The 22,537-nt window shown below is 45.8% G+C and carries 31 protein-coding genes; 25 read left to right on the top strand and 6 right to left on the bottom strand.

What is annotated here, in order from left to right:
* Positions 1-26: 26 nt before the first annotated feature.
* From CLV98_RS13650 to CLV98_RS13625, 6 genes are all read right to left on the bottom strand, one after another.
* Positions 27-1,517, bottom strand: coding sequence for a peptide MFS transporter (locus CLV98_RS13650; protein ID WP_109674884.1), 1,491 nt, complete (start codon positions 1,515-1,517; stop codon positions 27-29).
* A gap of 269 nt (positions 1,518-1,786) precedes the next feature.
* Positions 1,787-2,566 (bottom strand): TPM domain-containing protein, encoded by a 780-nt coding sequence (locus tag CLV98_RS13645; protein ID WP_109674883.1) that lies wholly within the window; start codon positions 2,564-2,566, stop codon positions 1,787-1,789.
* Between the two features lie 8 nt (positions 2,567-2,574).
* A complete protein-coding gene (locus tag CLV98_RS13640; protein ID WP_109674882.1) occupies positions 2,575-3,015 on the bottom strand; it encodes a TPM domain-containing protein in 441 nt (146 codons plus the stop codon).
* 66 nt (positions 3,016-3,081) lie between these two features.
* A complete protein-coding gene (locus tag CLV98_RS13635; protein WP_109674881.1) occupies positions 3,082-3,663 on the bottom strand; it encodes a LemA family protein in 582 nt (193 codons plus the stop codon).
* Positions 3,664-3,794: 131 nt separating this feature from the next.
* Positions 3,795-4,985 carry a deoxyribodipyrimidine photo-lyase gene (locus tag CLV98_RS13630; RefSeq protein ID WP_158281258.1) on the bottom strand — a complete coding sequence of 397 codons (1,191 nt, stop codon included), beginning with the start codon at positions 4,983-4,985 and terminating at the stop codon, positions 3,795-3,797.
* Between the two features lie 125 nt (positions 4,986-5,110).
* Complete coding sequence (locus CLV98_RS13625; RefSeq protein WP_310588720.1) at positions 5,111-7,135, bottom strand: CHU_0125 family OmpA-like outer membrane integrity protein; 2,025 nt, start codon at positions 7,133-7,135, stop codon at positions 5,111-5,113.
* Positions 7,136-7,729: 594 nt separating this feature from the next.
* Here CLV98_RS13625 and rpsL point away from each other — a divergent pair.
* From rpsL to secY, 25 genes are all read left to right on the top strand, one after another.
* The gene (gene rpsL, locus CLV98_RS13620; protein ID WP_025764307.1) at positions 7,730-8,143 is read left to right on the top strand and encodes a 30S ribosomal protein S12; all 414 of its coding nucleotides are present in this window, start codon (positions 7,730-7,732) and stop codon (positions 8,141-8,143) included.
* Between the two features lie 122 nt (positions 8,144-8,265).
* Positions 8,266-8,733, top strand: a complete 468-nt coding sequence (gene rpsG, locus CLV98_RS13615) for a 30S ribosomal protein S7 (protein ID WP_109674878.1) — start codon at positions 8,266-8,268, stop codon at positions 8,731-8,733.
* Positions 8,734-8,964: 231 nt separating this feature from the next.
* The gene (fusA, locus tag CLV98_RS13610) at positions 8,965-11,085 is read left to right on the top strand and encodes an elongation factor G (RefSeq protein WP_109674877.1); all 2,121 of its coding nucleotides are present in this window, start codon (positions 8,965-8,967) and stop codon (positions 11,083-11,085) included.
* Between the two features lie 139 nt (positions 11,086-11,224).
* On the top strand, positions 11,225-11,530 hold the full coding sequence (gene rpsJ, locus CLV98_RS13605) for a 30S ribosomal protein S10 (RefSeq protein WP_025764310.1): 306 nt from the start codon (positions 11,225-11,227) through the stop codon (positions 11,528-11,530).
* A gap of 344 nt (positions 11,531-11,874) precedes the next feature.
* Complete coding sequence (gene rplC / locus CLV98_RS13600) at positions 11,875-12,495, top strand: 50S ribosomal protein L3 (RefSeq protein ID WP_109674876.1); 621 nt, start codon at positions 11,875-11,877, stop codon at positions 12,493-12,495.
* Between the two features lie 5 nt (positions 12,496-12,500).
* Positions 12,501-13,130 carry a 50S ribosomal protein L4 gene (gene rplD, locus CLV98_RS13595; protein ID WP_109674875.1) on the top strand — a complete coding sequence of 210 codons (630 nt, stop codon included), beginning with the start codon at positions 12,501-12,503 and terminating at the stop codon, positions 13,128-13,130.
* A gap of 2 nt (positions 13,131-13,132) precedes the next feature.
* Complete coding sequence (gene rplW / locus CLV98_RS13590; RefSeq protein ID WP_109674874.1) at positions 13,133-13,420, top strand: 50S ribosomal protein L23; 288 nt, start codon at positions 13,133-13,135, stop codon at positions 13,418-13,420.
* A 40-nt stretch (positions 13,421-13,460) separates the two neighbouring features.
* On the top strand, positions 13,461-14,285 hold the full coding sequence (gene rplB / locus CLV98_RS13585) for a 50S ribosomal protein L2 (RefSeq protein WP_109674873.1): 825 nt from the start codon (positions 13,461-13,463) through the stop codon (positions 14,283-14,285).
* A 9-nt stretch (positions 14,286-14,294) separates the two neighbouring features.
* Positions 14,295-14,573, top strand: a complete 279-nt coding sequence (rpsS, locus tag CLV98_RS13580) for a 30S ribosomal protein S19 (RefSeq protein WP_025764315.1) — start codon at positions 14,295-14,297, stop codon at positions 14,571-14,573.
* Between the two features lie 56 nt (positions 14,574-14,629).
* The gene (gene rplV / locus CLV98_RS13575; protein ID WP_109674872.1) at positions 14,630-15,013 is read left to right on the top strand and encodes a 50S ribosomal protein L22; all 384 of its coding nucleotides are present in this window, start codon (positions 14,630-14,632) and stop codon (positions 15,011-15,013) included.
* A gap of 18 nt (positions 15,014-15,031) precedes the next feature.
* Positions 15,032-15,823, top strand: coding sequence for a 30S ribosomal protein S3 (gene rpsC / locus CLV98_RS13570; protein ID WP_109674871.1), 792 nt, complete (start codon positions 15,032-15,034; stop codon positions 15,821-15,823).
* 46 nt (positions 15,824-15,869) lie between these two features.
* Positions 15,870-16,295 carry a 50S ribosomal protein L16 gene (gene rplP / locus CLV98_RS13565; protein ID WP_109674870.1) on the top strand — a complete coding sequence of 142 codons (426 nt, stop codon included), beginning with the start codon at positions 15,870-15,872 and terminating at the stop codon, positions 16,293-16,295.
* Positions 16,296-16,336: 41 nt separating this feature from the next.
* Positions 16,337-16,531, top strand: a complete 195-nt coding sequence (rpmC, locus tag CLV98_RS13560) for a 50S ribosomal protein L29 (RefSeq protein WP_109674869.1) — start codon at positions 16,337-16,339, stop codon at positions 16,529-16,531.
* A gap of 16 nt (positions 16,532-16,547) precedes the next feature.
* Positions 16,548-16,811, top strand: coding sequence for a 30S ribosomal protein S17 (rpsQ, locus tag CLV98_RS13555; RefSeq protein ID WP_109674868.1), 264 nt, complete (start codon positions 16,548-16,550; stop codon positions 16,809-16,811).
* 2 nt (positions 16,812-16,813) lie between these two features.
* Positions 16,814-17,182 carry a 50S ribosomal protein L14 gene (rplN, locus tag CLV98_RS13550; protein WP_109674867.1) on the top strand — a complete coding sequence of 123 codons (369 nt, stop codon included), beginning with the start codon at positions 16,814-16,816 and terminating at the stop codon, positions 17,180-17,182.
* A 51-nt stretch (positions 17,183-17,233) separates the two neighbouring features.
* Positions 17,234-17,575 carry a 50S ribosomal protein L24 gene (gene rplX / locus CLV98_RS13545; RefSeq protein WP_109674866.1) on the top strand — a complete coding sequence of 114 codons (342 nt, stop codon included), beginning with the start codon at positions 17,234-17,236 and terminating at the stop codon, positions 17,573-17,575.
* 68 nt (positions 17,576-17,643) lie between these two features.
* Positions 17,644-18,204 carry a 50S ribosomal protein L5 gene (gene rplE / locus CLV98_RS13540; protein WP_109674865.1) on the top strand — a complete coding sequence of 187 codons (561 nt, stop codon included), beginning with the start codon at positions 17,644-17,646 and terminating at the stop codon, positions 18,202-18,204.
* A 27-nt stretch (positions 18,205-18,231) separates the two neighbouring features.
* Complete coding sequence (gene rpsN / locus CLV98_RS13535) at positions 18,232-18,501, top strand: 30S ribosomal protein S14 (RefSeq protein ID WP_025764325.1); 270 nt, start codon at positions 18,232-18,234, stop codon at positions 18,499-18,501.
* 77 nt (positions 18,502-18,578) lie between these two features.
* Positions 18,579-18,977, top strand: a complete 399-nt coding sequence (gene rpsH / locus CLV98_RS13530) for a 30S ribosomal protein S8 (protein WP_025764326.1) — start codon at positions 18,579-18,581, stop codon at positions 18,975-18,977.
* 21 nt (positions 18,978-18,998) lie between these two features.
* Entirely contained in the window at positions 18,999-19,556 is a 558-nt protein-coding gene (gene rplF, locus CLV98_RS13525) for a 50S ribosomal protein L6 (protein WP_109674864.1), read from the top strand.
* Positions 19,557-19,605: 49 nt separating this feature from the next.
* Positions 19,606-19,959 carry a 50S ribosomal protein L18 gene (rplR, locus tag CLV98_RS13520; protein ID WP_109674863.1) on the top strand — a complete coding sequence of 118 codons (354 nt, stop codon included), beginning with the start codon at positions 19,606-19,608 and terminating at the stop codon, positions 19,957-19,959.
* 14 nt (positions 19,960-19,973) lie between these two features.
* The gene (rpsE, locus tag CLV98_RS13515) at positions 19,974-20,489 is read left to right on the top strand and encodes a 30S ribosomal protein S5 (RefSeq protein ID WP_109674862.1); all 516 of its coding nucleotides are present in this window, start codon (positions 19,974-19,976) and stop codon (positions 20,487-20,489) included.
* A 33-nt stretch (positions 20,490-20,522) separates the two neighbouring features.
* Positions 20,523-20,702 carry a 50S ribosomal protein L30 gene (gene rpmD / locus CLV98_RS13510; RefSeq protein WP_109674861.1) on the top strand — a complete coding sequence of 60 codons (180 nt, stop codon included), beginning with the start codon at positions 20,523-20,525 and terminating at the stop codon, positions 20,700-20,702.
* A gap of 14 nt (positions 20,703-20,716) precedes the next feature.
* Positions 20,717-21,163, top strand: a complete 447-nt coding sequence (gene rplO / locus CLV98_RS13505; protein WP_109674860.1) for a 50S ribosomal protein L15 — start codon at positions 20,717-20,719, stop codon at positions 21,161-21,163.
* Between the two features lie 58 nt (positions 21,164-21,221).
* Positions 21,222-22,535, top strand: coding sequence for a preprotein translocase subunit SecY (gene secY, locus CLV98_RS13500; RefSeq protein ID WP_109674859.1), 1,314 nt, complete (start codon positions 21,222-21,224; stop codon positions 22,533-22,535).
* The last annotated feature ends 2 nt before the right edge of the window (positions 22,536-22,537 follow it).

Genomic DNA, 22,537 nt, shown 5'->3' with positions numbered 1-22,537 from the left:
TACATATACTTAATTGAGGTATGGTATTATTTAATACCGCCCATCCAGTTTTTAACTGGCTTGTAGAAGATCAGCAATAAAAGGCCAAATCCTACGGAGAAAAGGGCTACCTGATTAAATAGCGCGGGCATTTGGTCTACATTATTTTCATCGAAATTCCCGGCGAATAGGCCAGCAATGAGATTGCCCAAGGAAGCCGCTACAAACCAGATCCCCATGAGTTGGCTCAGATACCGCTTGGGGGCTAGCTTGGTGTAGGAACTCAACCCTACGGGGCTAAGGCATAGCTCGCCGATGGTATGGAATAGGTAGGTCAGAGTTAGGAACATCGGCGATACCAGCTGGCCCGTTACGGCCTGGCTTGCTGCGAGCTCCATGATAAAGAACCCACCTCCCAAAAGAAGCAGTCCTAAGGCGAATTTAACGGGTGTCGAAGGATTGAGTCCCCTCGTCGAAAGGTAGATCCACAGACTAGCCATGACGGGTGCAAAGAGCAGGATAAATGCGCCGTTGAAGTTTTGGAACCAGCTAGAAGGCATCTCCCATGTGCCTATGGTGCGTTGGGTATGGCGCTCAGCGAAAATCTGCAGGGAAGATCCCGCTTGTTCAAAACCCGACCAGAACAAGGCCGCAGCAATAAAGAATACGATCAGGACGAGTACGCGCTTCTTTTCTATGGCTGTGAGCCCTCCTGCAAACAATATAAAGAGGAAGTAGAAAAGCGAAACGGTTACGATGATGACGCCCGCACCTTGAGCCAACCCTTGGGCCGTACTCATATCGATAGTGCCAGTAAGCTGAAGGACCGCTAGGAAAACGACCAATGCAGCCGCCAAGAGATACCCTTTTTTTCGATCTGCTCCCGATTTGGCTTCCGACTCGGCCGTGATCACCTTTTTGGCCGGAACCTCCCCATAGCCGGATAAGTACTTAGCACTTCCAAACTTAAAGACTACAAGGCCCAAAAGCATACCGATGGCGGCGGCACCGAAGCCCATATGCCAGTTAACTTTTTGGCCTAGGTAGCCCACTATGGTAATCCCCAAAACGGATCCGAGGTTGATACCCATATAAAATATGGAGAAGGCCGCATCGCGCCGGGCTCCACCTTCGGGATACAGCTCACCCACAATGGAGCTAATATTGGGCTTTAGCAACCCTGTGCCGAGGGCCACCGTTACAAGGCCCAAAAAGAATATTCCAGATCCTGCAGGAATTGCCAGGATGATATGCCCCAGCATAATGATAATCCCGCCATACCAGATGGCCTTCTTTTGACCTAATATATTATCGGCCATCCAACCTCCAGGAAGGGTAAGCAAATAGACGGAGGCCGTATATAGTCCATATACTGCCGCCCCTTCGACGGCATCGAGGCCCATTCCTCCATTAATATTGTCAATTAAAAATAACAAGAGTATGGCACGCATACCATAATAGCTGAAACGCTCCCACATTTCGGCAAAAAACAATACATATAGACCCCTAGGGTGCTTGGCTGATACTGAAGCAGACATTTAAAAAATTAGGATTTAGTTAGGTAATCGGCTATTTGGCAGGTATTCTGTTCTGCAAGATATAAATTATCGTCGTATATTTTCGAAATTTGGCAATAACAGTCCCCTAGCTAGTATAGGCGGTTCTTGTATACTGCCTCGGACTGGGCCTACTGTCAGAACAGACTTTTACCTATAAAAAAGCTCTTAAGAAGGTTTTTACCCGACTTAAGAGCTTGTAAAACTTTTAGAAAAAACTGTATTATTAGGAGTCTTATTGGCCTGGCGAATTAGTAATCGCCACCGGCTCCTCCACCTCCGAAGCTACCGCCCCCGAAGCCACCGAAGCCTCCTCCACCACCAAAGCCACCACCTCCCCAGTTTCCTGACGAGCTTCCTCTACTCGAATGCGTTGAATACGGCCAAAGAATAGGTCCGGCTGCATTGCGATAGCCCCCTCCTCGGCCTCCATTATTGCCTTTATTACGCATCATAATGAATATGAATATGGCGATGAGGATTAATAGAGGGATTAAGCGAGAAAAGTCATTCCCTTCCGACTCTTGCGCCTTAGGGTCGGCTTTGTACTCGCCGGTAGCATATTTGAATATGGTGTCTACGCCCCGGTCGAGCCCCCGGTAAAACATCCCATTCTTGAATTCGGGGGTGATCACCTGCGTGATGATCCGCTTGGCAATGGCATCGGGAATGGCTCCTTCCATACCGTAACCGGTGCTGATATATATTTTCCTGTCGGTAGAGGCCCATAGCAGTACGATCCCATTATCCTTGTCTTTCTGACCCACCCCCCATTCTCTTCCGATTTTGAAGGCATAGTCGGCTATGGGGTACTCGCCCGTTGTAGGTACCACTACGATGACGATTTGTGAAGAGGTGGAGTCGTTATAGGCCACCAGTTTCTTTTCTAGGGCCGCAACCTCCGTCGGGTTTAGTTGATTGGCGAAGTCGTTCACCAATTTGGGAGGGTCGGGGCGAGAAGGGATATCCTGGGCCTGAACTCCAAAAATTAGTAATAAGAAAAATAAGCTAAAGGCAATAAGTTTCTTCATAATGTAGATTAGCCAAACGAGATATCGTCGGGCAGTTCGTTGATGTCATCCGATTGGTACGGAAAATGTTTTTTTAGTTGCAAGCCCGCTTCGGTGATGGCGGCACAGAGGCCCTGGGCATAGTCGTTTTTAGCGAAATGCTGGCGTAGGAGGTCCTTGGTACTGTTCCAAAAAAGATCGGTGACTTTTTCATGGATGCCACTATCGCCCAGTACGGCAAATTTCCGGTCGCCATAAGCGAGGTAGAACAACACGCCATTGCGCTGCTCGGTTTGGTGCATATTGAGCATACCAAATACCTCAATGGCCCTTTCCATGGATTGCTCCGTAGGGCATTTTTCTTCTATATGTACCTTGATCTCACCGGAGGTTTGCATTTCCGCAGCTTTGATAGCTGCAATAATTGCTTGTTGATCGGCTTCTGATAAAAAATCGGGTTGGTCGGTCATAGCAAATAGTTGGGGATGGTTCAAAACAGGGCCCTCCACCTGGTAGCTGAGGGCCCGTTTTATGGATTAAAACTGTACGCTAGGGGCCTTGTCTGAGCCTGCAGCGGCCTGGAAGTAACCCTTCTGGGCGAATCCAAACACCCCGGCAAATAAGTTGGTAGGAAAGGTACGAACCTCCTGGTTGTAATCTTTTACGACCGTATTAAAGTCGTTGCGTGCTACCGTGATTCTATTTTCGGTGCCTTCCAGTTGAGCCTGTAGCTCTAGGAAATTCTGGTTGGCTTTTAGCTCCGGATACCGTTCCACACTCACCAAAAGGCGCGACAGCGCTCCGCTGAGCTGATCCTGAGCTCCTTGGAATTTGGCGATGTTTTCAGGGGTGAGGGCATCGGCCGATATGGTCGTTTGAGTAGCCTTCGCTCTGGCTTCTATGACTCCTGTAAGGGTGCTTTTCTCGAATTCGGCGGCGCCTTTTACGGTGCTCACTAAGTTGGGGATAAGGTCGGCCCTACGTTGGTACTGGCTCTCCACTCTGGCCCATGACTCTTTTACGACCTCATCTTTGGCCACCATTCCGTTATATTTTCCGCATCCTACAAAGCCCAGTATGAGTACTACGGCGATGACAGCAATTAGACCTTTTGACATTTCTTGATTTGATTTAGAGTTAATGATTTAATTCAAAGATGTTCAAAGCTAATGAATTCTAAAGGAAATTATACACAATCGGTCAGGCAGTGCTTATAAATCTATAAATAGCCTGATGAGAGGGTGCACACTTATCCTTTGGCCGAAATTCCTACTTCGGCTATGTTATTCCACCTTCCCCAGCTAATGGCCACGTCGTAGTCGAGGAGCATACTTTCGAAGTAAGTAGCGCCCCAAGTCCAGTTAATGGCGAGCTCATTGACCAGGTATTGAGCCGCTAAGTTGCGTTCTTCTCCTGAGAGGTTGCCAGTGGCAGCGAGCTTTTGCATCACCGCATTGATGTCCTGGCGGTCGGTGGCACCTGCTATCCAATTTTGGAAACTCTCTTTATCGTTTTGCCACATCTTCTCAAACTCGTGCTTGATACCCGTGGGCTTAAAGAGCCTTGGTCCATATTTGAGCAGGGTGTAGTGGGCATAGTCTCTTTTATGAAGCCCCCGAACGATGAGCGCCTTCTGAGGGGCAGGGAGTTCTTCGATGGCCCAATAAATTTGCCGTGGCGACAAGCAACCCAAAGAGAGCCATATCGATAACTGCGCATCGGTGATGGGGTCTATCGATTGGGTGTACTGACCCGCCAAAGAATCGGCTACAAATTGCTTTAAAACCTGTTGGGCATGCGCCTCGCCAATGTCGGACGGCAGCGCGCAAGTAGTTTGCTGAGGGTCTAGGCCCATTTGGGCGAGGGAAGGGATGGTTCCCGACTCTATCACCAAGTCGGAGGAGAGGGCCAGTGAATCGGGTATTGGGAGTACTGGCTGTATGGGCGTTACGTTTTGGATCGCCTCCAAATATTGTTCGAACCGATGGGGTAGTCGGGCAATACTAAATGGCAGGGAGGTAGCCGGTAGGAGGGTGTCGATCCAAGGAAGTTTGATATCGATATTGCTCGACTTAAGGTTTTTGCTCAACGAAGACTCTACCTTGGTTTCCTTAGGCCCTATTTTCTTGCTGGTAAATACATAGCTGGCTTGGTAGTGGTCGGCCATTTGGGCTACGATGGTCTCTGGGGTGCCTATCCTTATCAGTAGTTCACTACCCCGTTCCCGAAGTTCCTTCCTTAAAGAAGCTACGGCCTGTAGGAGGTATTGCCCCCGTAGGATGCCGGTACGGTTAAAGCCTAATGTGGTGGGCTCAAAAAGCCGTGGGTCGAAGACGTACACTGGAATAACCTGTTGAGCATGTTGGGCCGCCAGAAAGAAAGCCTCGTTATCCTGTAGGCGCAGGTCGTTCCTGAACCAGTAGATAATACGATGAGTCATTGTAAACGCGAAATTGAGAGAGAAATGAAATAAGCCGCAAAGATAGAAATAAACGGCGCCCAAAAACAGCAAACCCGCCATAGCTTTTCTGCTGGCGGGTTTGTTGCTTGGATGAAGGGGCGTACCTAGTAGCTAAGAATGGTGAATTCCGTTCTTCTGTTTTTCTGGTGTTCTTCCTCAGTTTTGGCATTTTCGATGAGCAACTCCCGTTCACCATAGCCTTGGGCTACCATCCTGTCGGCATCTATCCCTTTGGAGTTGAGATAGTTGACGGCCGACTCTGCCCTGTTTTGCGATAGGGTCAAGTTATAAGAATCGGTCGCTCGCGCATCGGTATGCGAACTAAGCTCGATGGTCATGGTGGGGTTGTCGTTCAGGATTTGAACCAGCTTGTCGAGCTCCACGGCGGCATCGGGCCTGATATTGTATTTGTTAAGATCGTAATAAATATTGTCCAGGACAAAAGTCTTGTTGAGTTCGAGCTTGTCGAGGCGGACCGTTACCGAATAGGTGGTATCGGTAAGTTCCTTGTTGAGGAAGATAGGTGGTATCGACTTGCCATCCATGGTAAAGGGCTCTCTTTTGCTAATGTATCCTTTTCTGCTGACTAGCAATACGTAGGAGCGGCCTTCTTCTACCGGCTGTGTGCCAAATTTGCCATAGGCGTCGGTGGGTAATTCGGCGATCTGAACATCAGAAGTATCGGGAAGGATATGCACGATCGCTGAGTCGATAGGCGTGGCCTCTGGGCTGTTGGTGACCACCTCTCCAGCCAAGAAGTACCGTACCACCTTAGGCTTGCCATTGATATAGTTGACATTATTGGGGCTCATAGGATCGGTAGGGTCGTCGACCTTGGCAATGATACTGCTGTCGGCGACTTGGGGCGTATAGAAGTAGTACAGGTCATCGTCTCCTTTGCCGCCTGTCCTATTGGAGGAAAGGAAGCCGGCGTTCAGGTCGGGGTAGAAACTCAGGGCAAAGTCGTCCTGGGGGCTGTTATAGGGTAGCCCAAGGTTTTTTACCGTAATAATACCTTGAGAGCGGGTAGCTACGAACAAGTCGAGCCCTCCTAGGCCCGGATGGCCGTCGGAAGCGAAATATAGTTTGGCGTCTTCCGACACGTAGGGGAACATTTCGTCTCCCGCCGTATTGATATCTTTACCCATGTTGACGGGTTTGCTAAAACGGCCCGAAGCATCCATATTGGTACGGTAGAGGTCTATGCCTCCCGAGCCCCCTGGCCGGTTAGAAGCGAAGTAGAGGGTTTTGCCATCGGAAGAAAATGCCGGTGAACCATCCCACGATAAGGAGTCGTTGATGGGAAGATAGGCAGGCGGGGTCCAGTCGCCATCGATATTTTTGCTCATAAACAAATGTACGTCGGCCGTACCTTTCTTTTTGCCGGTATTGCCCCGGGCGAAGATGAGCGTCTTGCCATCGGGCGAAAATGCCGGTGAACCTTCGTTAGCTTCCTCTTCAAAAATATTTTTGCTCAGAAGCGTGGCGGGCCCTTGTATGTTTTCGGGGTCGCTGGTGAGAGCAGCCTTGTATAGGCCTAGCATGGCTTGGCCATTGTTTTTATATACTTTTTCCTTTTTGGAGGACGAAAACACCAGTTCCTGCCCACGAACCAAAGCGGAGAATTCGGCACCAGCCGTGTTAATGGGCAAATTGGTGATTTCTACCTCGGGGGCCGTCGTCTTGAGTCGATCTATAATTTTAAGGATCTCAATCTCCCTAAGGGCGCGCTCTTGTAGAGGCTTAGAAACATCTTTCTTAGCGGCGAATGCTTGAAACTGTTCTTTAGCTTCGGCGTAGGCACCCGTGCTTTTGAGGGCATAGGCATAGTGAAACTGGGCCTCGGGTCGCTCCAAGTCGGTCCCTACCGCCTCTTTGTAATAGGGGATGGACTCGGCCGGTCGGTTAGAGAGGCGGTAGCCTTCGGCAATGAGGTAGTTGGACTGGTTGGCTTCGTAGCCAGCTTCCTTGGCTTTCTGAAGCCCCTTAATGGCCAGGTCATATTCCCCATTGTCAAATTTCTTGAGGCTGTCTTTATAGACTTGCATGGGGGAGTTGCAACTGGCTAGCAGTAGGGCCGTCAGGATCAGGCAGGAGAGTGGGTATAGAGCACTTCGCAATAATCTCATAGATAAAGTAAATAGTCTGGTGGTATTAGGAGTCGGGCTTCTAATGCCCGCTTTGGCACAACAATACTAATAAACAACGATTGTAAATAAAAAAATGGATATGCAGTCCTTTTTTTTTATAAACTTAATTCTTTTTGCTTAGAGCCTGTTTGAATTTTAATGATTGAATTGTTTATCACGTATTTTTTTGTGCGAAACAAGGCAAATTTTGCAGGGATAGCATAAGTTATCCTGCGACGAACCGTCACAAAAAATTTAACGAAGCGGCCGATGCTCGGTTGTAGCCACAAAATAGCATAAACAAACCATTGGTTAATTTTTAAACAGGCTCTTAATACCTAGGCATGGTAGCTGCGGCTTTTGTAATATTTGGTAATATACGGTGCTGAACAAGAAAAAGCTAGTAGGGGAAAGGAATTAAAGATTGTGGGTAGGTTAGGCGTCCTGGGCTATTTTGCGCTAGGAAAAAACAAAAAAGGCAGCAGACCCTTTGTATATCAGAAGTAAAGTTATAATTTTGCAGTCCGATTTTTCGGGAAAAGTGTTTTTAAACAAACGACTGGTAAAGTAACCAGATCAAAATCAATTTGTTAAATGCCAACTATTTCACAATTAGTACGTAAAGGTAGAGAGACCATTACTTGGAAATCAAAGTCGCCGGCTTTGGATTCCTGCCCTCAGCGTAGGGGTGTGTGTACCCGTGTGTACACCACAACGCCAAAGAAACCTAACTCCGCACTTCGTAAAGTAGCGCGTGTACGCCTTTCTAACAACAAGGAGGTTAACGCATACATCCCAGGTGAGGGTCACAACTTGCAAGAGCACTCGATCGTCTTGATTCGTGGTGGTCGTGTGAAGGATTTGCCAGGGGTTCGTTATCACATTATTCGTGGAGCCTTGGATACTGCCGGAGTAAACGGCCGTAAGCAACGTCGTTCTAAGTATGGTGCTAAGCGTCCTAAGCCAGGTCAAGCTGCAGCGGCACCTGCAAAAGGAAAGAAAAAATAATATAAAGTAACTCTCTCTGCTTTTATTAAGTATTTATAATCTAAATAAAAGGGAAGTAATCCCGAAGTCCTTCGGGGTGAATAAGTTGCAAAACGAAACCTCGTTAAACATTAAGTATCGAAATGAGAAAGTCAAAACCAAAGAAAAGATATATCCTGCCTGATCCTAAGTTTAGGGATGTTCAGGTTACAAAATTTGTAAACAACCTGATGTTGGGTGGCAAGAAAAGCATCGCTTTTACTATTTTTTACGATGCCTTGGAGTTGGTAGAGAAAAAAACCAGCGAAAATGGCTTGGAGACTTGGAAAAAAGCATTGAACAATGTTACTCCTGCTGTAGAGGTAAAGAGCCGCCGTGTGGGTGGTGCTACCTTCCAGGTGCCTACAGAAGTTCGTCCCGAGCGTAAGCAATCCTTGGGTATGAAATGGTTGATCAGTTATGCACGTAAGCGTGGTGAGAAAACCATGATGGATCGTTTGGCAGGTGAGATTATCGCCGCTGCCAAGGGGGAAGGTGCTGCTGTTAAGAAGAAAGACGATACGCACCGTATGGCGGATGCGAACAAGGCATTCTCACACTTCAGGTTCTAATCCGGTTGAAGTCAGAAGCTTATACGAAGGGGGGAGCATTTCATGCTTTCCCCTTTCTTTTTTTGGGCTGAGTACAAAAAAAAACTTTTCAATATTGTTTTTATACTCAACAATTTATACTTTTGCGCTCTGATTTTTTGAAAGTCCTTGGTTAGGCAAGATGAAAATCAGCTTTTTACATTTGCAAATTGTTTGCACATCGAAATATAATATAACACATCACCATTTATCATGGCACGTGATCTAAGATTAACAAGAAACATTGGTATTGCTGCGCACATTGATGCCGGTAAGACGACAACAACGGAGCGTATTCTGTACTACGCAGGGGTTAGCCACAAAATTGGAGAAGTACACGATGGTGCGGCTACCATGGACTGGATGGAGCAGGAGCAGGAGCGTGGTATCACCATTACTTCGGCCGCGACTACCGTAAACTGGACTTACCGCGATCAGAAATACCATATCAACATCATCGATACCCCGGGCCACGTGGATTTTACCGTAGAGGTAAACCGCTCACTAAGGGTTTTGGATGGTCTTGTTTTCCTTTTTAGTGCGGTTGATGGTGTTGAGCCTCAGTCAGAAACTAACTGGCGCCTGGCCGATAACTACAAAGTAGCACGTATCGGTTTCGTCAACAAAATGGACCGTTCTGGCGCCGACTTCCTAAAAGTATGTGCGCAAGTGAAAGAGATGCTGGGTAGCTACGCAGTTCCTCTTCAGTTGCCTATCGGTTCGGAAGATACCTTTAGAGGGGTGGTCGACTTGATCAACTTCCGTGGAATCGAATGGAATACCGAAGATAAAGGGATGACCTTTACAGAGGTGCCAATTCCTGAGGATATGGTAGAAGAAGCTACTGAATGGCGTGAGAAATTGCTCGAAGCCGTAGCTGAATTCGATGATTCCTTGATGGAAAAATACTTTGAGGACCCAATGTCCATCACCGAAGACGAGATTCTTGCCGCCTTGCGTGCAGCAACGATCAGCATGAAAATCGTTCCGATGGTATGTGGTTCTTCCTTTAAGAACAAAGGTGTTCAGACGATGTTGGACTATGTGATGGCGATTTTGCCTTCTCCAATGGACCGCGAAAGCATCAAAGGAACCGATCCTCGCACTGGCGAAGAGATCTCTCGCAAGCCTTCTGAAGACGAGCCATTTGCCGCTCTTGCCTTTAAAATCGCAACGGATCCTTATGTAGGTCGTTTGTGCTTTATCCGTTCTTATTCAGGTATTTTGGATTCGGGTTCTTATGTACTCAACAACCGTTCGGGTAATAAGGAGCGTATCTCTCGTATCTTCCAAATGCACGCCAACAAGCAAAACCAAATCGATCGACTAGAAGCAGGAGATATTGGTGCGGTAGTAGGTTTCAAAGATATCAAAACAGGAGATACCCTTTCGGAAGAGAAATCGCCGATCGTGTTGGAATCTATGGTATTCCCTGAGCCCGTAATTGGGTACGCCATCGAGCCTAAGAAGGCTGCCGATAGCGATAACTTCTCTAAAGCGATTACTAAGCTTATCGAAGAAGATCCTACCCTTCAGGTAGAAAGTAATGAAGAAACAGGCCAGACCATCATCAAAGGGATGGGAGAGCTTCACTTAGATATTATTATCGACCGTATGCGTCGGGAGTTTAAGGTAGAGGTAAACCAAGGAGCGCCACAGGTGGCTTACAAGGAGATCCTTACCAAGAGCTGCGAGCACCGCGAGGTCTATAAGAAACAAACGGGTGGTCGTGGTAAATTTGCCGATATCGTATTCGAAATCGGACCACGCGACGACGCCGAGCCAGGCAAAGAGCCACAACCAGGTCTTCAGTTCGTTAACGAAATTGTGGGTGGAGTCATTCCTCGTGAATTTATCCAGCCCGTTCAAAAAGGATTTGAAGCAGCCATGGCCAATGGTGCCTTGGCAGGATATCCTTTGGATTCGATGAAAGTTCGTCTATTCCACGGATCCTTCCACGATGTCGATTCAGATTCACTATCCTTTGAATTGGCTGCTAAGATCGGTTTCAGAGAGTCAGCAAGAGCCGCCGGTTCTAAGTTGATGGAGCCTATCATGGCCGTAGAAGTATTGACTCCTGACGAGTATACTGGACCTATCACTGGTGACCTTAACCGTCGTCGTGGGATCATGAAAGGGATGGACTCAAGAAACAACGCCCAGGTGATCAAAGCCGACGTACCTCTTTCTGAGTTGTTCGGTTATGTTACCGACCTACGTACCATGTCTTCGGGACGTGCTACGGCGTCATTGACCTTCTCTCACTACGAGATCGTGCCTAACAACATTGCCGAAGCGGTAATTGAAAAGACGAAAGGTTTGGCAAAAGCCTAATCATATGAATAGGACGCCGGTGTAAACGGGCCGGCGTCCCTATCATTTTAAGATAAGTTGACGAAGTAAATGGTTCTTTCGTCAGTGTAGTCCGGCAGCATGCTGGACTTAATATTCAGAACCGAAACAAAAAAATAAAATGAATCAAAAAATTCGTATCAAACTCCGGTCTTTCGATCACAACTTGGTAGACAAGTCGGCAGAGAAGATTGTGAAAGCCGTAAAGGCTACCGGTGCCGTAGTGAGTGGGCCTATCCCCCTACCTACAAAAAAGGAGAAATTCACTGTATTGCGCTCTCCACACGTAAATAAAAAATCACGTGAACAATTTCAGCTTTGTACCTATAAGCGTCTGGTAGACATTTTCTCTACGAGCGCCAAAACGGTAGATGCACTTATGAAATTGGAACTTCCTAGCGGAGTTGACGTTGAGATTAAGGTGTAGTTAACGATCCACCGAGTAGGCCTCCTGGAGGACCAAAAAGTGGGTTAGCAAACTGATTTAGGGCTTTTAAGTCCAGAGTTTAAATCAGAAGACATAATTGGATGAAGGTCCGGCATACGGAAACCACATCTGAACTCAGATCAGAAAAGGCAGATTTTGCGATGCAAAAGTGCCATTTTATACGATCGACAGACGAGGTCAGATGTGTAGTACATCTGACCTTTTTTGCTGATTATCAGTGAGAAATAATAAAGGGCTACTTGGAAAGTATAATTCATTTTTCTACCTTTGCAGTCCGTTTTAAAGAATAAGGTTTATACCTGCTAAATTTTTAATTTCACAACATGTCTGGTTTAATTGGTAAAAAAATCGGAATGACTAGTTTGTACAATGCTGACGGGCAGGCTCTGGCATGTACTGTAATTCAAGCTGGTCCTTGTGTAGTAACACAAGTTAGGTCCGAAGAGAAGGATGGCTATAAGGCTATCCAGTTAGGTTATGGCGAGAAAAAGGAGAAGAACTCCACTCAGCCGTTAATCGGGCACTTCAAAAAGGCAAACACAACGCCTAAGCAAAAGGTAGTTGAGTTTAAGTACTTTGAAGTGGAACATGAACTTGGAACTTCACTTTCCGTTCAAGATGTATTTGAAGAAGGTGAATTCGTTGATGTGGTAGGTTCTGCCAAGGGTCGTGGATTTCAAGGCGTTGTAAAGCGTCATGGATTCGGCGGAGTAGGAGGCCAAACACACGGTCAGCATAACCGTGCACGTCACCCAGGTTCGATTGGTGCTTGTTCATTCCCCTCACGTGTATTTAAAGGTATTCGTATGGGTGGACGCATGGGTAACAATCGTGTAAAGATTCAAAACCTTCGTGTTTTGAAAGTGATACCTGAGCAAAATTTACTGGTAGTAAGTGGCTCAGTACCGGGAGCAAAGAATTCATTTCTAATCATTGAGAAGTAAGACCAATGGAACTGTCCGTATTAAATATAAAAGGAGAAGATACCGGCAAGAAGGTGGTAATGCCAGAGAGTATTTTTGGTATAGAGCCTAACACGCATGCGATCTATCTCGATGTAAAATTGTACTTGGCCAATCAGCGCCAAGGAACGCACAAGTCTAAGGAGCGCGCAGAGATTAATCACTCTACCCGCAAGATCAAGCGCCAGAAAGGAACTGGTGGGGCACGTGCAGGGAGTATTAAGTCTCCAGTATTTGTAGGTGGTGGCCGTATATTCGGACCAAGACCCCGCAACTACAGCTTCAAGATTAATAAGAAAGTGAAGTCCTTGGCCCGCAACTCTGCCTTTGCAGTGAAAGCGAAAGCCGATGCGATTTCAGTGTTGGAAGCCTTCAGTTTTGATGCGCCGAAGACCAAAACTTACTTGAACGTGTTGAACGCATTGTCTTTGTCTAACACCAAGACTTTGTTGATTCTTCCGGCTGTCGATAGCAATATCTATCTATCGAGCCGTAACGTACCAAAGGCCAAAGTTACCACTGTTGATTCGGTGAATACTTATGACCTGATGAATGCAGACCGTCTATTGATAAGTGAATCTGCGCTATCTATTTTGGAAACCCAAACGAACAAATAACAATGAGTGTACTGAAACGTCCGATCATAACCGAAAAGGTAACGGCTCAGGGTGGTCAAGGAAAATATGCATTTGAAGTTTCCCTTACGACTAATAAGGTAGAAATTAAAAAGGCTATTGAGAAGCTGTTCGGGGTGACTGTAGAAAGCGTTCACACTATGCGTTGCATAGGTAAAAGCAAATCCCGGACTTCGGGAGGTAAATTTGTAAGTGGAAAAACGTCAACTATCAAGAAGGCTATCGTAACGGTAGCAGAAGGTGAAATCATCGATATCTACGGTGAAGCATAAAATAGTTGATTGATTCAAATCTTTGACGAGTTAAAAGCAAATGGCAGTTAAAAAATTAAAACCGACAAGTGCTGGTCAGCGTTTCCGCTCGGCTCCTGCTTTTGAGGAGATTACCGCGGCGAAGCCTGAGAAGAGTCTACTGGAAACCATCAAGAGAACGGGTGGTCGTAACAGCCAGGGACATCGTACCATGCGCCATATAGGAGGTGGGCACAAAAGAAGGTATCGTGTGATCGACTTCAAGAGAAATCGCTTCGATGCTCCCGCCACCGTACTTACTATAGAATACGATCCGAACCGTTCAGCTCGTATCGCCTTGGTTCAGTATGAAGACCAAGAAAAAAGATATGTGATCGCCCCCAATGGCCTCAAAGTAGGACAGGTGATCGTATCGGGTAACTCAGTCGCACCTGAAGTAGGCAATGCCTTACCTTTGGGATCTATGCCGATTGGTACCATTGTGCACAATATCGAACTTACTCCTGGTAAAGGAGGTCAGTTGGCTAGAAGTGCAGGAGCTTACGCTCAGTTGGTGGCTCGGGAAGGCAAATATGCCGTTCTTAAGATGCCATCTGGCGAGATGAGAATGATCCTTTCTACCTGTATCGCTACAGTAGGAACGGTATCCAACTCTAGCCATATGAATGTTTCTTTGGGTAAAGCAGGTCGTAGACGCTGGTTGGGACGTCGTCCCCGCGTTCGTGGTGTAGCCATGAACCCCGTCGATCACCCAATGGGTGGTGGTGAAGGGCGCTCGTCTGGAGGCCAGCCTCGTTCAAGAAACGGACAGTTTGCGAAAGGTCTTAAGACTCGTGACCGCAACAAGCATTCTGAGAAATTGATTATAAGCCGTCGTAAAAAATAACATAGAAACATGGCACGCTCATTAAAAAAAGGACCATACATAGATTTTCGTCTGGAGAATAAAGTGGAGGCTATGAACAACGCGTCTCGTAAATCAGTTATCAAAACCTGGTCACGCCGTTCAATGATCTCTCCTGATTTCATAGGACACACTTTTGCGGTTCATAACGGGAATAAGTTTATCCCTGTATATGTTACGGAGAACATGGTAGGACACAAGTTGGGTGAATTTTCACCTACTCGTAACTTCCGCGGTCACACTGCAAAGAAAGATAAAGGTAGAAAATAAATAGTCGACGATAGCTGGTTGGTCATCCTGAGCAACGAGCCTATATCTGAAAGAACATGGAAGCAAGAGCTATATTAAGAAATGTGCCTACTTCTCCTCGCAAGATGAGACTAGTAGCCGACATGATTCGCGGACAGAAGGTCAGCAAAGCGTTGGCGTTATTAAAATTTCAGCCAAGAGCTTCTTCACCTGTTTTGCATAAAGTTTTACTTTCGGCCGTTGCCAACTGGCAGCAAATGAATGAAGACGCAAAATTAGAAGATGCGGATCTAGTTGTTAAAACCGTATTTATTGACGGTGGACGTATGTTGAAGCGTTTGCGCCCTGCGCCCCAAGGACGGGCTCACAGAATCCGTAAGCGGTCCAATCATATCACCATAGTGATTGATAACGAGGCAGCAGAAGCAGACGTATTAAATACAGTAATCACCGAATCATAAGTAAACGATCTATTTCGAATGGGACAAAAGGTTAATCCTATAGGTCTAAGACTAGGAATTGTTAGAGGCTGGGAGTCTAGCTGGTACGGAGGTAAAGACTTCTCGGACAAACTGGTTGAAGACGAAAAAATACGTAACTATATCAAAGCGAGGATCCCTAAAGGATCGATCTCCAAAGTAGTTATCGAACGTACATTGAAGCGCATCACCCTAACGATTCACACGGCACGTCCGGGTATCGTAATCGGTAAAGGTGGTAGCGAAGTCGATAAAATTAAGGAAGAGCTCAAAAAGATTACAGGCAAAGATGTACAGATTAACATCTATGAGATCAAACGTCCTGAAATCGATGCGAAGCTGGTAGGTGAAGCCATCGCTCAGCAGTTGCAAGCACGTATCTCTTACCGTCGCGCCATGAAGCAATCTATCGCTTCGGCCATGCGAGTAGGAACACAAGGAATCAAAATCCGCCTGGGTGGCCGATTGGGAGGTGCCGAAATGGCCCGTACCGAGGAGTACAAGGAAGGACGGATTCCATTGCATACTTTGAGAGCCGATATCGACTATGCGATCTCTGAAGCTCAGACGATCTACGGTAAAATCGGTATCAAAGTATGGATCTTCAAAGGCGAGCTGTATGGCAAGCGGGATCTTACTCCAAGTGCAGCTACTGCGGCTTCTGACAGAGCGGATCGTGCAAGCGGTGACCGTGGCGGAAGAGGCGACAGAAGAGGCGGACGCGGCAACGACCGAGGTGAAGGTGGTGGCGATGCAGATCGTCGCAAAAGAGCAAAAAATAAGAAGAAGTAATCAGACATTTCCCGGTTTAAGAGATCGGTTCAAATAGATTAGAATCATGTTACAGCCGAAAAGAACAAAATTTCGCAAGCAACAAAAGCTGAAGGGTTCACATAACGGTCTGGCAACTCGGGGGCATCAAATATCGTTTGGTGCATTCGCCATCAAGGCCTTGGAGCCAGGATGGATCACCGCTCGCCAGATTGAAGCAGCTCGTATCTCCGTTACACGTGCTATGAAGCGTGAAGGCCAGGTATGGATCAGAATTTTCCCTGATAAGCCTATCACCAAAAAGCCCGCAGAGGTACGTATGGGTAAGGGTAAGGGTGCTCCAGAATATTGGGTAGCTCCTGTGAAGCCTGGAACCATCCTTTTTGAAGCCGGTGGGGTTACCCTAGATACCGCTAATGAAGCATTGCGTTTGGCTGCTCAAAAGTTGCCAATAAAGACAAAGTTTGTGGTGCGTCGGGATTACCAAGAATAGACTAACTCCGAACGATTTTAAACCGCTAATTATTAACAGCAATGACTAGTAAAGAAATAAAAGAACTGTCAAAGGATCAGCTCGTAGAGCAGGTTGCACAGGAAAGAGAGCGCTTATTGCGATTGAAATTTGCTCATGCTATTTCTCCCATCGAGAACCCTATGCGTATTCGCGCCTCACGTAAGGAAATTGCAAAACTCTTAACCGAACTGTCGGCTAAAAGTAACCAACAGTAAATCAGTTTAGACTATTATGGAGGCATCAGAAAGAAAGTTACGTAAAGAAAGAGTTGGAAAAGTAGTGAGCAACAAGATGGACAAGTCTTGTGTGATCACTGTAGAGCGTAAAGTTAAGCACGCCAAATACGGTAAGTTCATGACCAAGACATCCAAATTGATGGTTCATGACGAAACCAACCAGGTGGGAATCGGTGATACGATTTCGGTAATGGAAACACGTCCGCTTAGTAAGAACAAGCGTTGGAGATTAGTAGAAATCCTTGAAAGAGCTAAGTAATCATGGTACAGCAAGAATCAAGACTGTCGGTAGCAGATAACAGTGGAGCCAAAGAAGTACTCGTGATACGGGTACTTGGCGGAACTGGCAAACGCTATGCTTCAGTAGGCGACAAAATTGTCGTTACAGTAAAATCGGCTCTGTCTTCGAGCAATATGAAAAAAGGAACGGTATCAAAAGCCGTTGTGGTACGTACTAAAAAAGAAGTACGCCGCAAAGATGGAACGTATATTCGTTTTGAGGATAATGCTGCTGTTTTATTGAACAACAACGACGAGCCTAGAGGCTCCCGGATCTTTGGGCCAGTAGCCCGTGAATTGCGCGAGCGTCAATTCATGAAGATTGTGTCTCTAGCACCAGAGGTGTTGTAAGAAATCAATAATTGAAGTATTTCTTTAAACCGTTATAAGAGAAGATCTCAAATGGAAAGTAAAAATAAAAAAGCACCGGCGAAACTACATATCCGTACTGGAGATACCGTAAAGGTGATCTCAGGCAATGCGAAGGGTGAAACCGGCGTAGTGAAAAAGGTATTGATTGACAAGTCCCGTGCGACCGTGGAAGGTGTAAATATGATCACCAAACACGTGAAACCAAATGCTCAAAATCCCCAGGGAAGTATTGAGAAAATGGAGGGTACTATTCACATCAGTAATCTGAAAGTGGTAGATCCCAAAACGGGAGAAGCCACTAGAATTGGACGCAAAGCGAACGATAAAGGGAAGCTGCAGCGTTTCGCCAAAAAATCAGGGAATTTCATCTAATTCCCCGAATTTTTTTAATCATTTATTATTTGTGGGTCGGTAATCTACAATTAACTATTACAGTAAAAATGGCAAAGCCAAGATTAAAAGAAAAGTATGTGGAAGAGATCGTGGACCAACTGAAAGATAAGTTTCAGTTTAAGTCGATCATGCAAGTGCCACGTCTTCAGAAAATTGTGATCAATAAGGGTATCGGAGCTGCCGTAGCTGACAAGAAGCTGGTCGATACAGGTGTAGAAGAATTGGGCCTTATCACCGGTCAGAAAGCAGTGGCTACAATCTCCAAAAAAGCGGTTTCTAACTTTAAGCTAAGAGAAAACATGCCCATCGGAGCGAAGGTAACCCTTCGTGGTGATGTGATGTATGAATTTCTTGATCGTCTTACTTCGATTGCGATGCCTCGTGTACGTGACTTTAAGGGAATTAGCGATAAAGGATTTGATGGACGTGGAAACTATACATTTGGCGTAAAAGAACAAATTATATTCCCTGAAATCAGTATTGAAAAGGTGAATAAAATCACTGGGATGGATATCACTTTCGTAACTTCTACCAATTCGGATGAAGAAGGATACGAACTGTTGAAGGCCCTAGGGATGCCTTTCATTAATGCGAATAAACAAGGATAATTCTTAAGATATAAGATATATACCGAAATGGCAAAAGAATCAGTAAAAGCACGGGATAGAAAGAAACAAGCACTCGTTGCAAGGTATGCTGAAAAGCGTAAGCAATTGAAAGAAGCTGGTGACTGGGTAGGTTTGGATAAACTGCCTCGTAATTCATCTCCCGTTAGGCTGCACAACCGTTGTAAAATTACGGGTAGACCACGGGGATACATGAGAAAATTCGGAATATCACGGGTTTTGTTTAGGGAAATGGCTTCTGATGGCAAGATCCCTGGAGTGACAAAATCTAGTTGGTAAGAATATTTTCAATTCTGATTTCAATTACTTAACTTTGCACTCCCTTTTCAGGGGGAGGGTTTAAACTAAGAATAAAGATGTTAACGGATCCCATAGCAGATTATCTAACCAGACTCAGAAACGCCATTAAGGCGAAGCATCGGGTTGTAGAGATACCTGCGTCCAACATAAAGAAAGAAATGACGAAGGTACTCTTCGATAAAGGGTACATTCAGAGTTATAAATTTGATGAAACCGGTCCTCAGGGTACAATTAAAATAGCCTTGAAGTATAACCCTGTTACCAAACAATCTGCTATCGTAAAGTTGCAGCGCGTTAGTAAGCCAGGACTTCGGAAGTATGCGGGTTCATCTACGCTCCCACGAGTATTGGGAGGCCTTGGTACGGCGATCATCTCCACCTCTAAAGGGGTGATGACCGACAAAGAAGCTAAGACCTTGAATGTAGGTGGTGAAGTGTTATGTTTCGTGTATTAATATTTTAAAGTATTCCAGGAAATGTCACGCATAGGAAATAAAGTAATAGTTTTACCGGCTGGTGTATCTGCAAGTGTTGCAGCTGACAATGTAGTATCGGTAAAAGGCCCAAAGGGCACGCTGACGCAAGCGGTGGATTCGGACATGATTGTGGAAGTAGCGGGTACTGAGCTTTCAGTAAAGCGCCCTACCGAGCAAAAACGTCATAAAGCATTGCACGGTCTGTATCGTTCTTTGATCAACAACATGGTGATCGGAGTAGAACAGGGATATAAAAAGGAATTGGAACTCGTAGGGGTAGGTTACAAAGCTACTTCAGCCAATAATGTGCTGGAATTGCAATTGGGTTACTCTCACAATATTTTCATGGCGATACCGGCAGAAATTAAGGTTTCTACCACCATGGAAAAGGGCCAAAACCCTAAGGTTATTCTTGAAGGAATCGATAAAGAATTGATCGGTTCTGTAGCTGCTAAGATTAAGTCTCTACGTAAAGTGGAACCCTACAAAGGAAAAGGTATTCGCTTTGTTGGAGAAGTGGTTCGTAGGAAGGCTGGTAAGTCCGCCGCTAAGAAATAGTGCGTAGCCACGGAGTTTAGTTAATAACAGAGTTAAGAAAAAGCAAAAAATGGCTACGACAAAATTAGATAGAAGACAACGCCTCAAACTTCATATCCGCAAGCGGGTGAAGGGGAGCGTAGAACGTCCTAGATTATCGGTGTTTCGTTCTAATACCGCGATCTACGCACAAATTATAGACGATGTAAAAGGGGTAACCCTTGTAAGTGCATCTTCTCATGACCTCGGAGAAAAAAGAGCCAACACCAATCTTGGTGTGGCCCTTGAGGTGGGAAAGAAGATCGCCCAGAAGGCGCAAGAAGCAGGTATCTCTGCGGTGGTTTTTGACCGTAACGGATATTTGTATCATGGTAAAGTAAAAGCATTGGCCGAAGGAGCTCGTGAGGGTGGCCTGAAATTCTAAGAATAACCAATTCTATGTCTACAAATACAAAACCTTCAAAGGTTAACGAATCAGAACTGAAAGAACGCGTAGTAGCGATCAATCGGGTTGCAAAAGTGGTAAAAGGTGGTCGTCGTTTTAGCTTTTCTGCCATTGTGGTAGTGGGTGATGGCCACGGCGTAGTGGGCTATGGCTTAGGAAAGGCCAATGAGGTTACAGATGCCATTGCAAAGGGTATCGACGATGCTAAAAAGAATCTTATCCAAATTCCAATGCTTAAGAATACCGTTCCTCATGCGATGGAAGGTAAGTACAGCGGTGGTTTTGTATTGATCAAGCCAGCGGCTCCTGGTACTGGAGTACTAGCGGGTGGCCCTATGCGGGCCGTGTTGGAGAGTGCAGGGATTAAGGACGTATTGGCTAAGTCAAAAGGTTCTTCTAACCCCCACAATGTAATAAAGGCTACCATTGATGCCCTCTTAAAAATGAGAGCTCCGCATCAAGTTGCTTTTCAGCGTGGTGTTAAACTGGATAAAGTGTTTAATGGTTAATCCGTTACGGACAACCAATATCTGAAAGTAACTATGTCAAAAGTACGTATTACCTTAGTTAAAAGTGCGATCGATCGCCCCGAAAGACAAAAACTTACCGTAAAGGCCCTAGGCCTTGGTAAGCTAAACCGTTCGGTTGAAAAGGAAAATAGCGAATCCATTGCGGGCATGATCCGCAAGGTGAGCCATTTGGTTAAAGTGGAAGCAATTTAATAGAAACTAATAATATGAATCTTAGTTCATTAAAACCTGCTGCGGGATCTGTAAAAGTCGGAAAACGTGTAGGTCGTGGTCAGGGATCCGGAAAAGGCGGAACTGCTGCTCGCGGTCATAAAGGAGCTCAATCTCGCTCGGGTTATAGCCGGAAGTTGGGCTTCGAAGGAGGGCAAATGCCGCTTCAGAGACGTCTACCAAAATTTGGTTTTAACAACATCAACCGGGTGGAGTACAAAGGCTTGAACTTGGATGCTATCCAGGCCCTAGCCGATAAGCTTAACGCTTCGGTTATTACCGTAGATTTGATCCGTGAAAACGGATTAGCGGCCAAAAAAGATCTGGTTAAGATCCTTGGTCGTGGTGAAATTTCCCTTTCTGTAGAAGTTCAGGCACACGGCTTTTCAGCTACTGCCGTTGAAGCAATAGAGAAAGCGGGTGGTAAAGCGGTTAAACTATAACATATTCGAGTAAGCCAACTTCGGTTGGCTTTCGAAAGGCAAATGTAAGCCCCAGAACATGAAAAGATTTTTTGAAACAATACAACATATATTTTCAATAGAGGAGTTGAGAACTCGTATTCTCAACACTCTATTGTTTATAACAATCTTCAGATTAGGGTCTTACGTTGCATTACCTGGTGTTGAGCCCGATCAATTGAACGTGTCCACCCAAGGTTTGTTGGGCTTGTTAGATACTTTTCTTGGTGGAGCCTTTAGTAAGGCTTCCATTTTTGCGTTGGGTATCATGCCTTACATTTCGGCTTCTATTGCCATTCAGCTGTTAACTATGGCCCTGCCATATTTCCAGAAGATGCAAAAAGAAGGGGAGTCGGGTAGGAAGAAACTGAACCAAATTACCAGAATACTCACCATTATCGTGACCCTGGTACAAGGTACAGCCTATTTGAATACTACTGTTCCCGACGAAGCCTTATTGGTTTCTAGGAGCTTGTTCTCGATTTCTTCGGTGTTCGTTCTTACGGCCGGTACCATGTTTTGTATGTGGCTAGGGGAGCGTATTACCGACAAAGGAATAGGAAATGGTATTTCCATGTTGATTATGATCGGAATCGTTTCACGTTTTCCTGGTGCGATTTACAAGGAGGTTGTTTCAAGAGGTAGCGGTCAAATCCTGCTTACCGTATTGGAAATGGTAGCCTTGTACTTTGTCATTATGGGGGCTGTGATGCTCACCCAGGCGGTTCGTCGTATTCCCATACAATATGCCAAACAGGTGGTGGGCAACCGGGTGATGGGTGGTCAGCGCCAGTATTTGCCTCTAAAGCTGAATGCTGCCGGTGTAATGCCTATTATATTCGCACAAGCCTTGATGTTTATCCCTTCATTGGGGGCATCGTACTTCGCCGATAAAAGCGACTTTGCGAGTAACGTAGCGACCATCTTCGCCAACTATACCACTTGGCAGTACAACTTGCTATTTGCGGTATTGATTATCGTGTTTACTTTCTTCTATACCGCTATCTCGGTCAATCCACAACAAATTGCCGATGATATGAAACGTGGAGGTGGGTTTATACCCGGTATCAAGCCTGGCCAGCAGACTTCGGAATACATCAGTTCCATCTTGGATCGGATTACCTTCCCAGGATCTATCATGCTGGCTTTAGTAGCGATTTTACCGGCCTTTGCCAGCTTATTAGGCGTGTCTAGCGACTTCTCCCAGTTCTTTGGTGGAACTTCCCTGCTCATTATGGTAGGGGTGGTGTTGGATACCCTGCAGCAAATCGAGAGCCATCTGTTAATGCGGCGGTATGAAGGCCTGATGAAGTCGGGTCGAGTGAAAGGAAGAACGGAAAGTCTAGCAATATAATA

Origin of the sequence: Dyadobacter jejuensis, assembly GCF_003149085.1 — a bacterium.
Taxonomy (GTDB): Bacteria; Bacteroidota; Bacteroidia; order Cytophagales; family Spirosomataceae; genus Dyadobacter; species Dyadobacter jejuensis.
The sequence above is the reverse complement of the archived record's forward strand: the minus strand, read 5'-3'. Positions and strand labels throughout refer to the sequence as shown.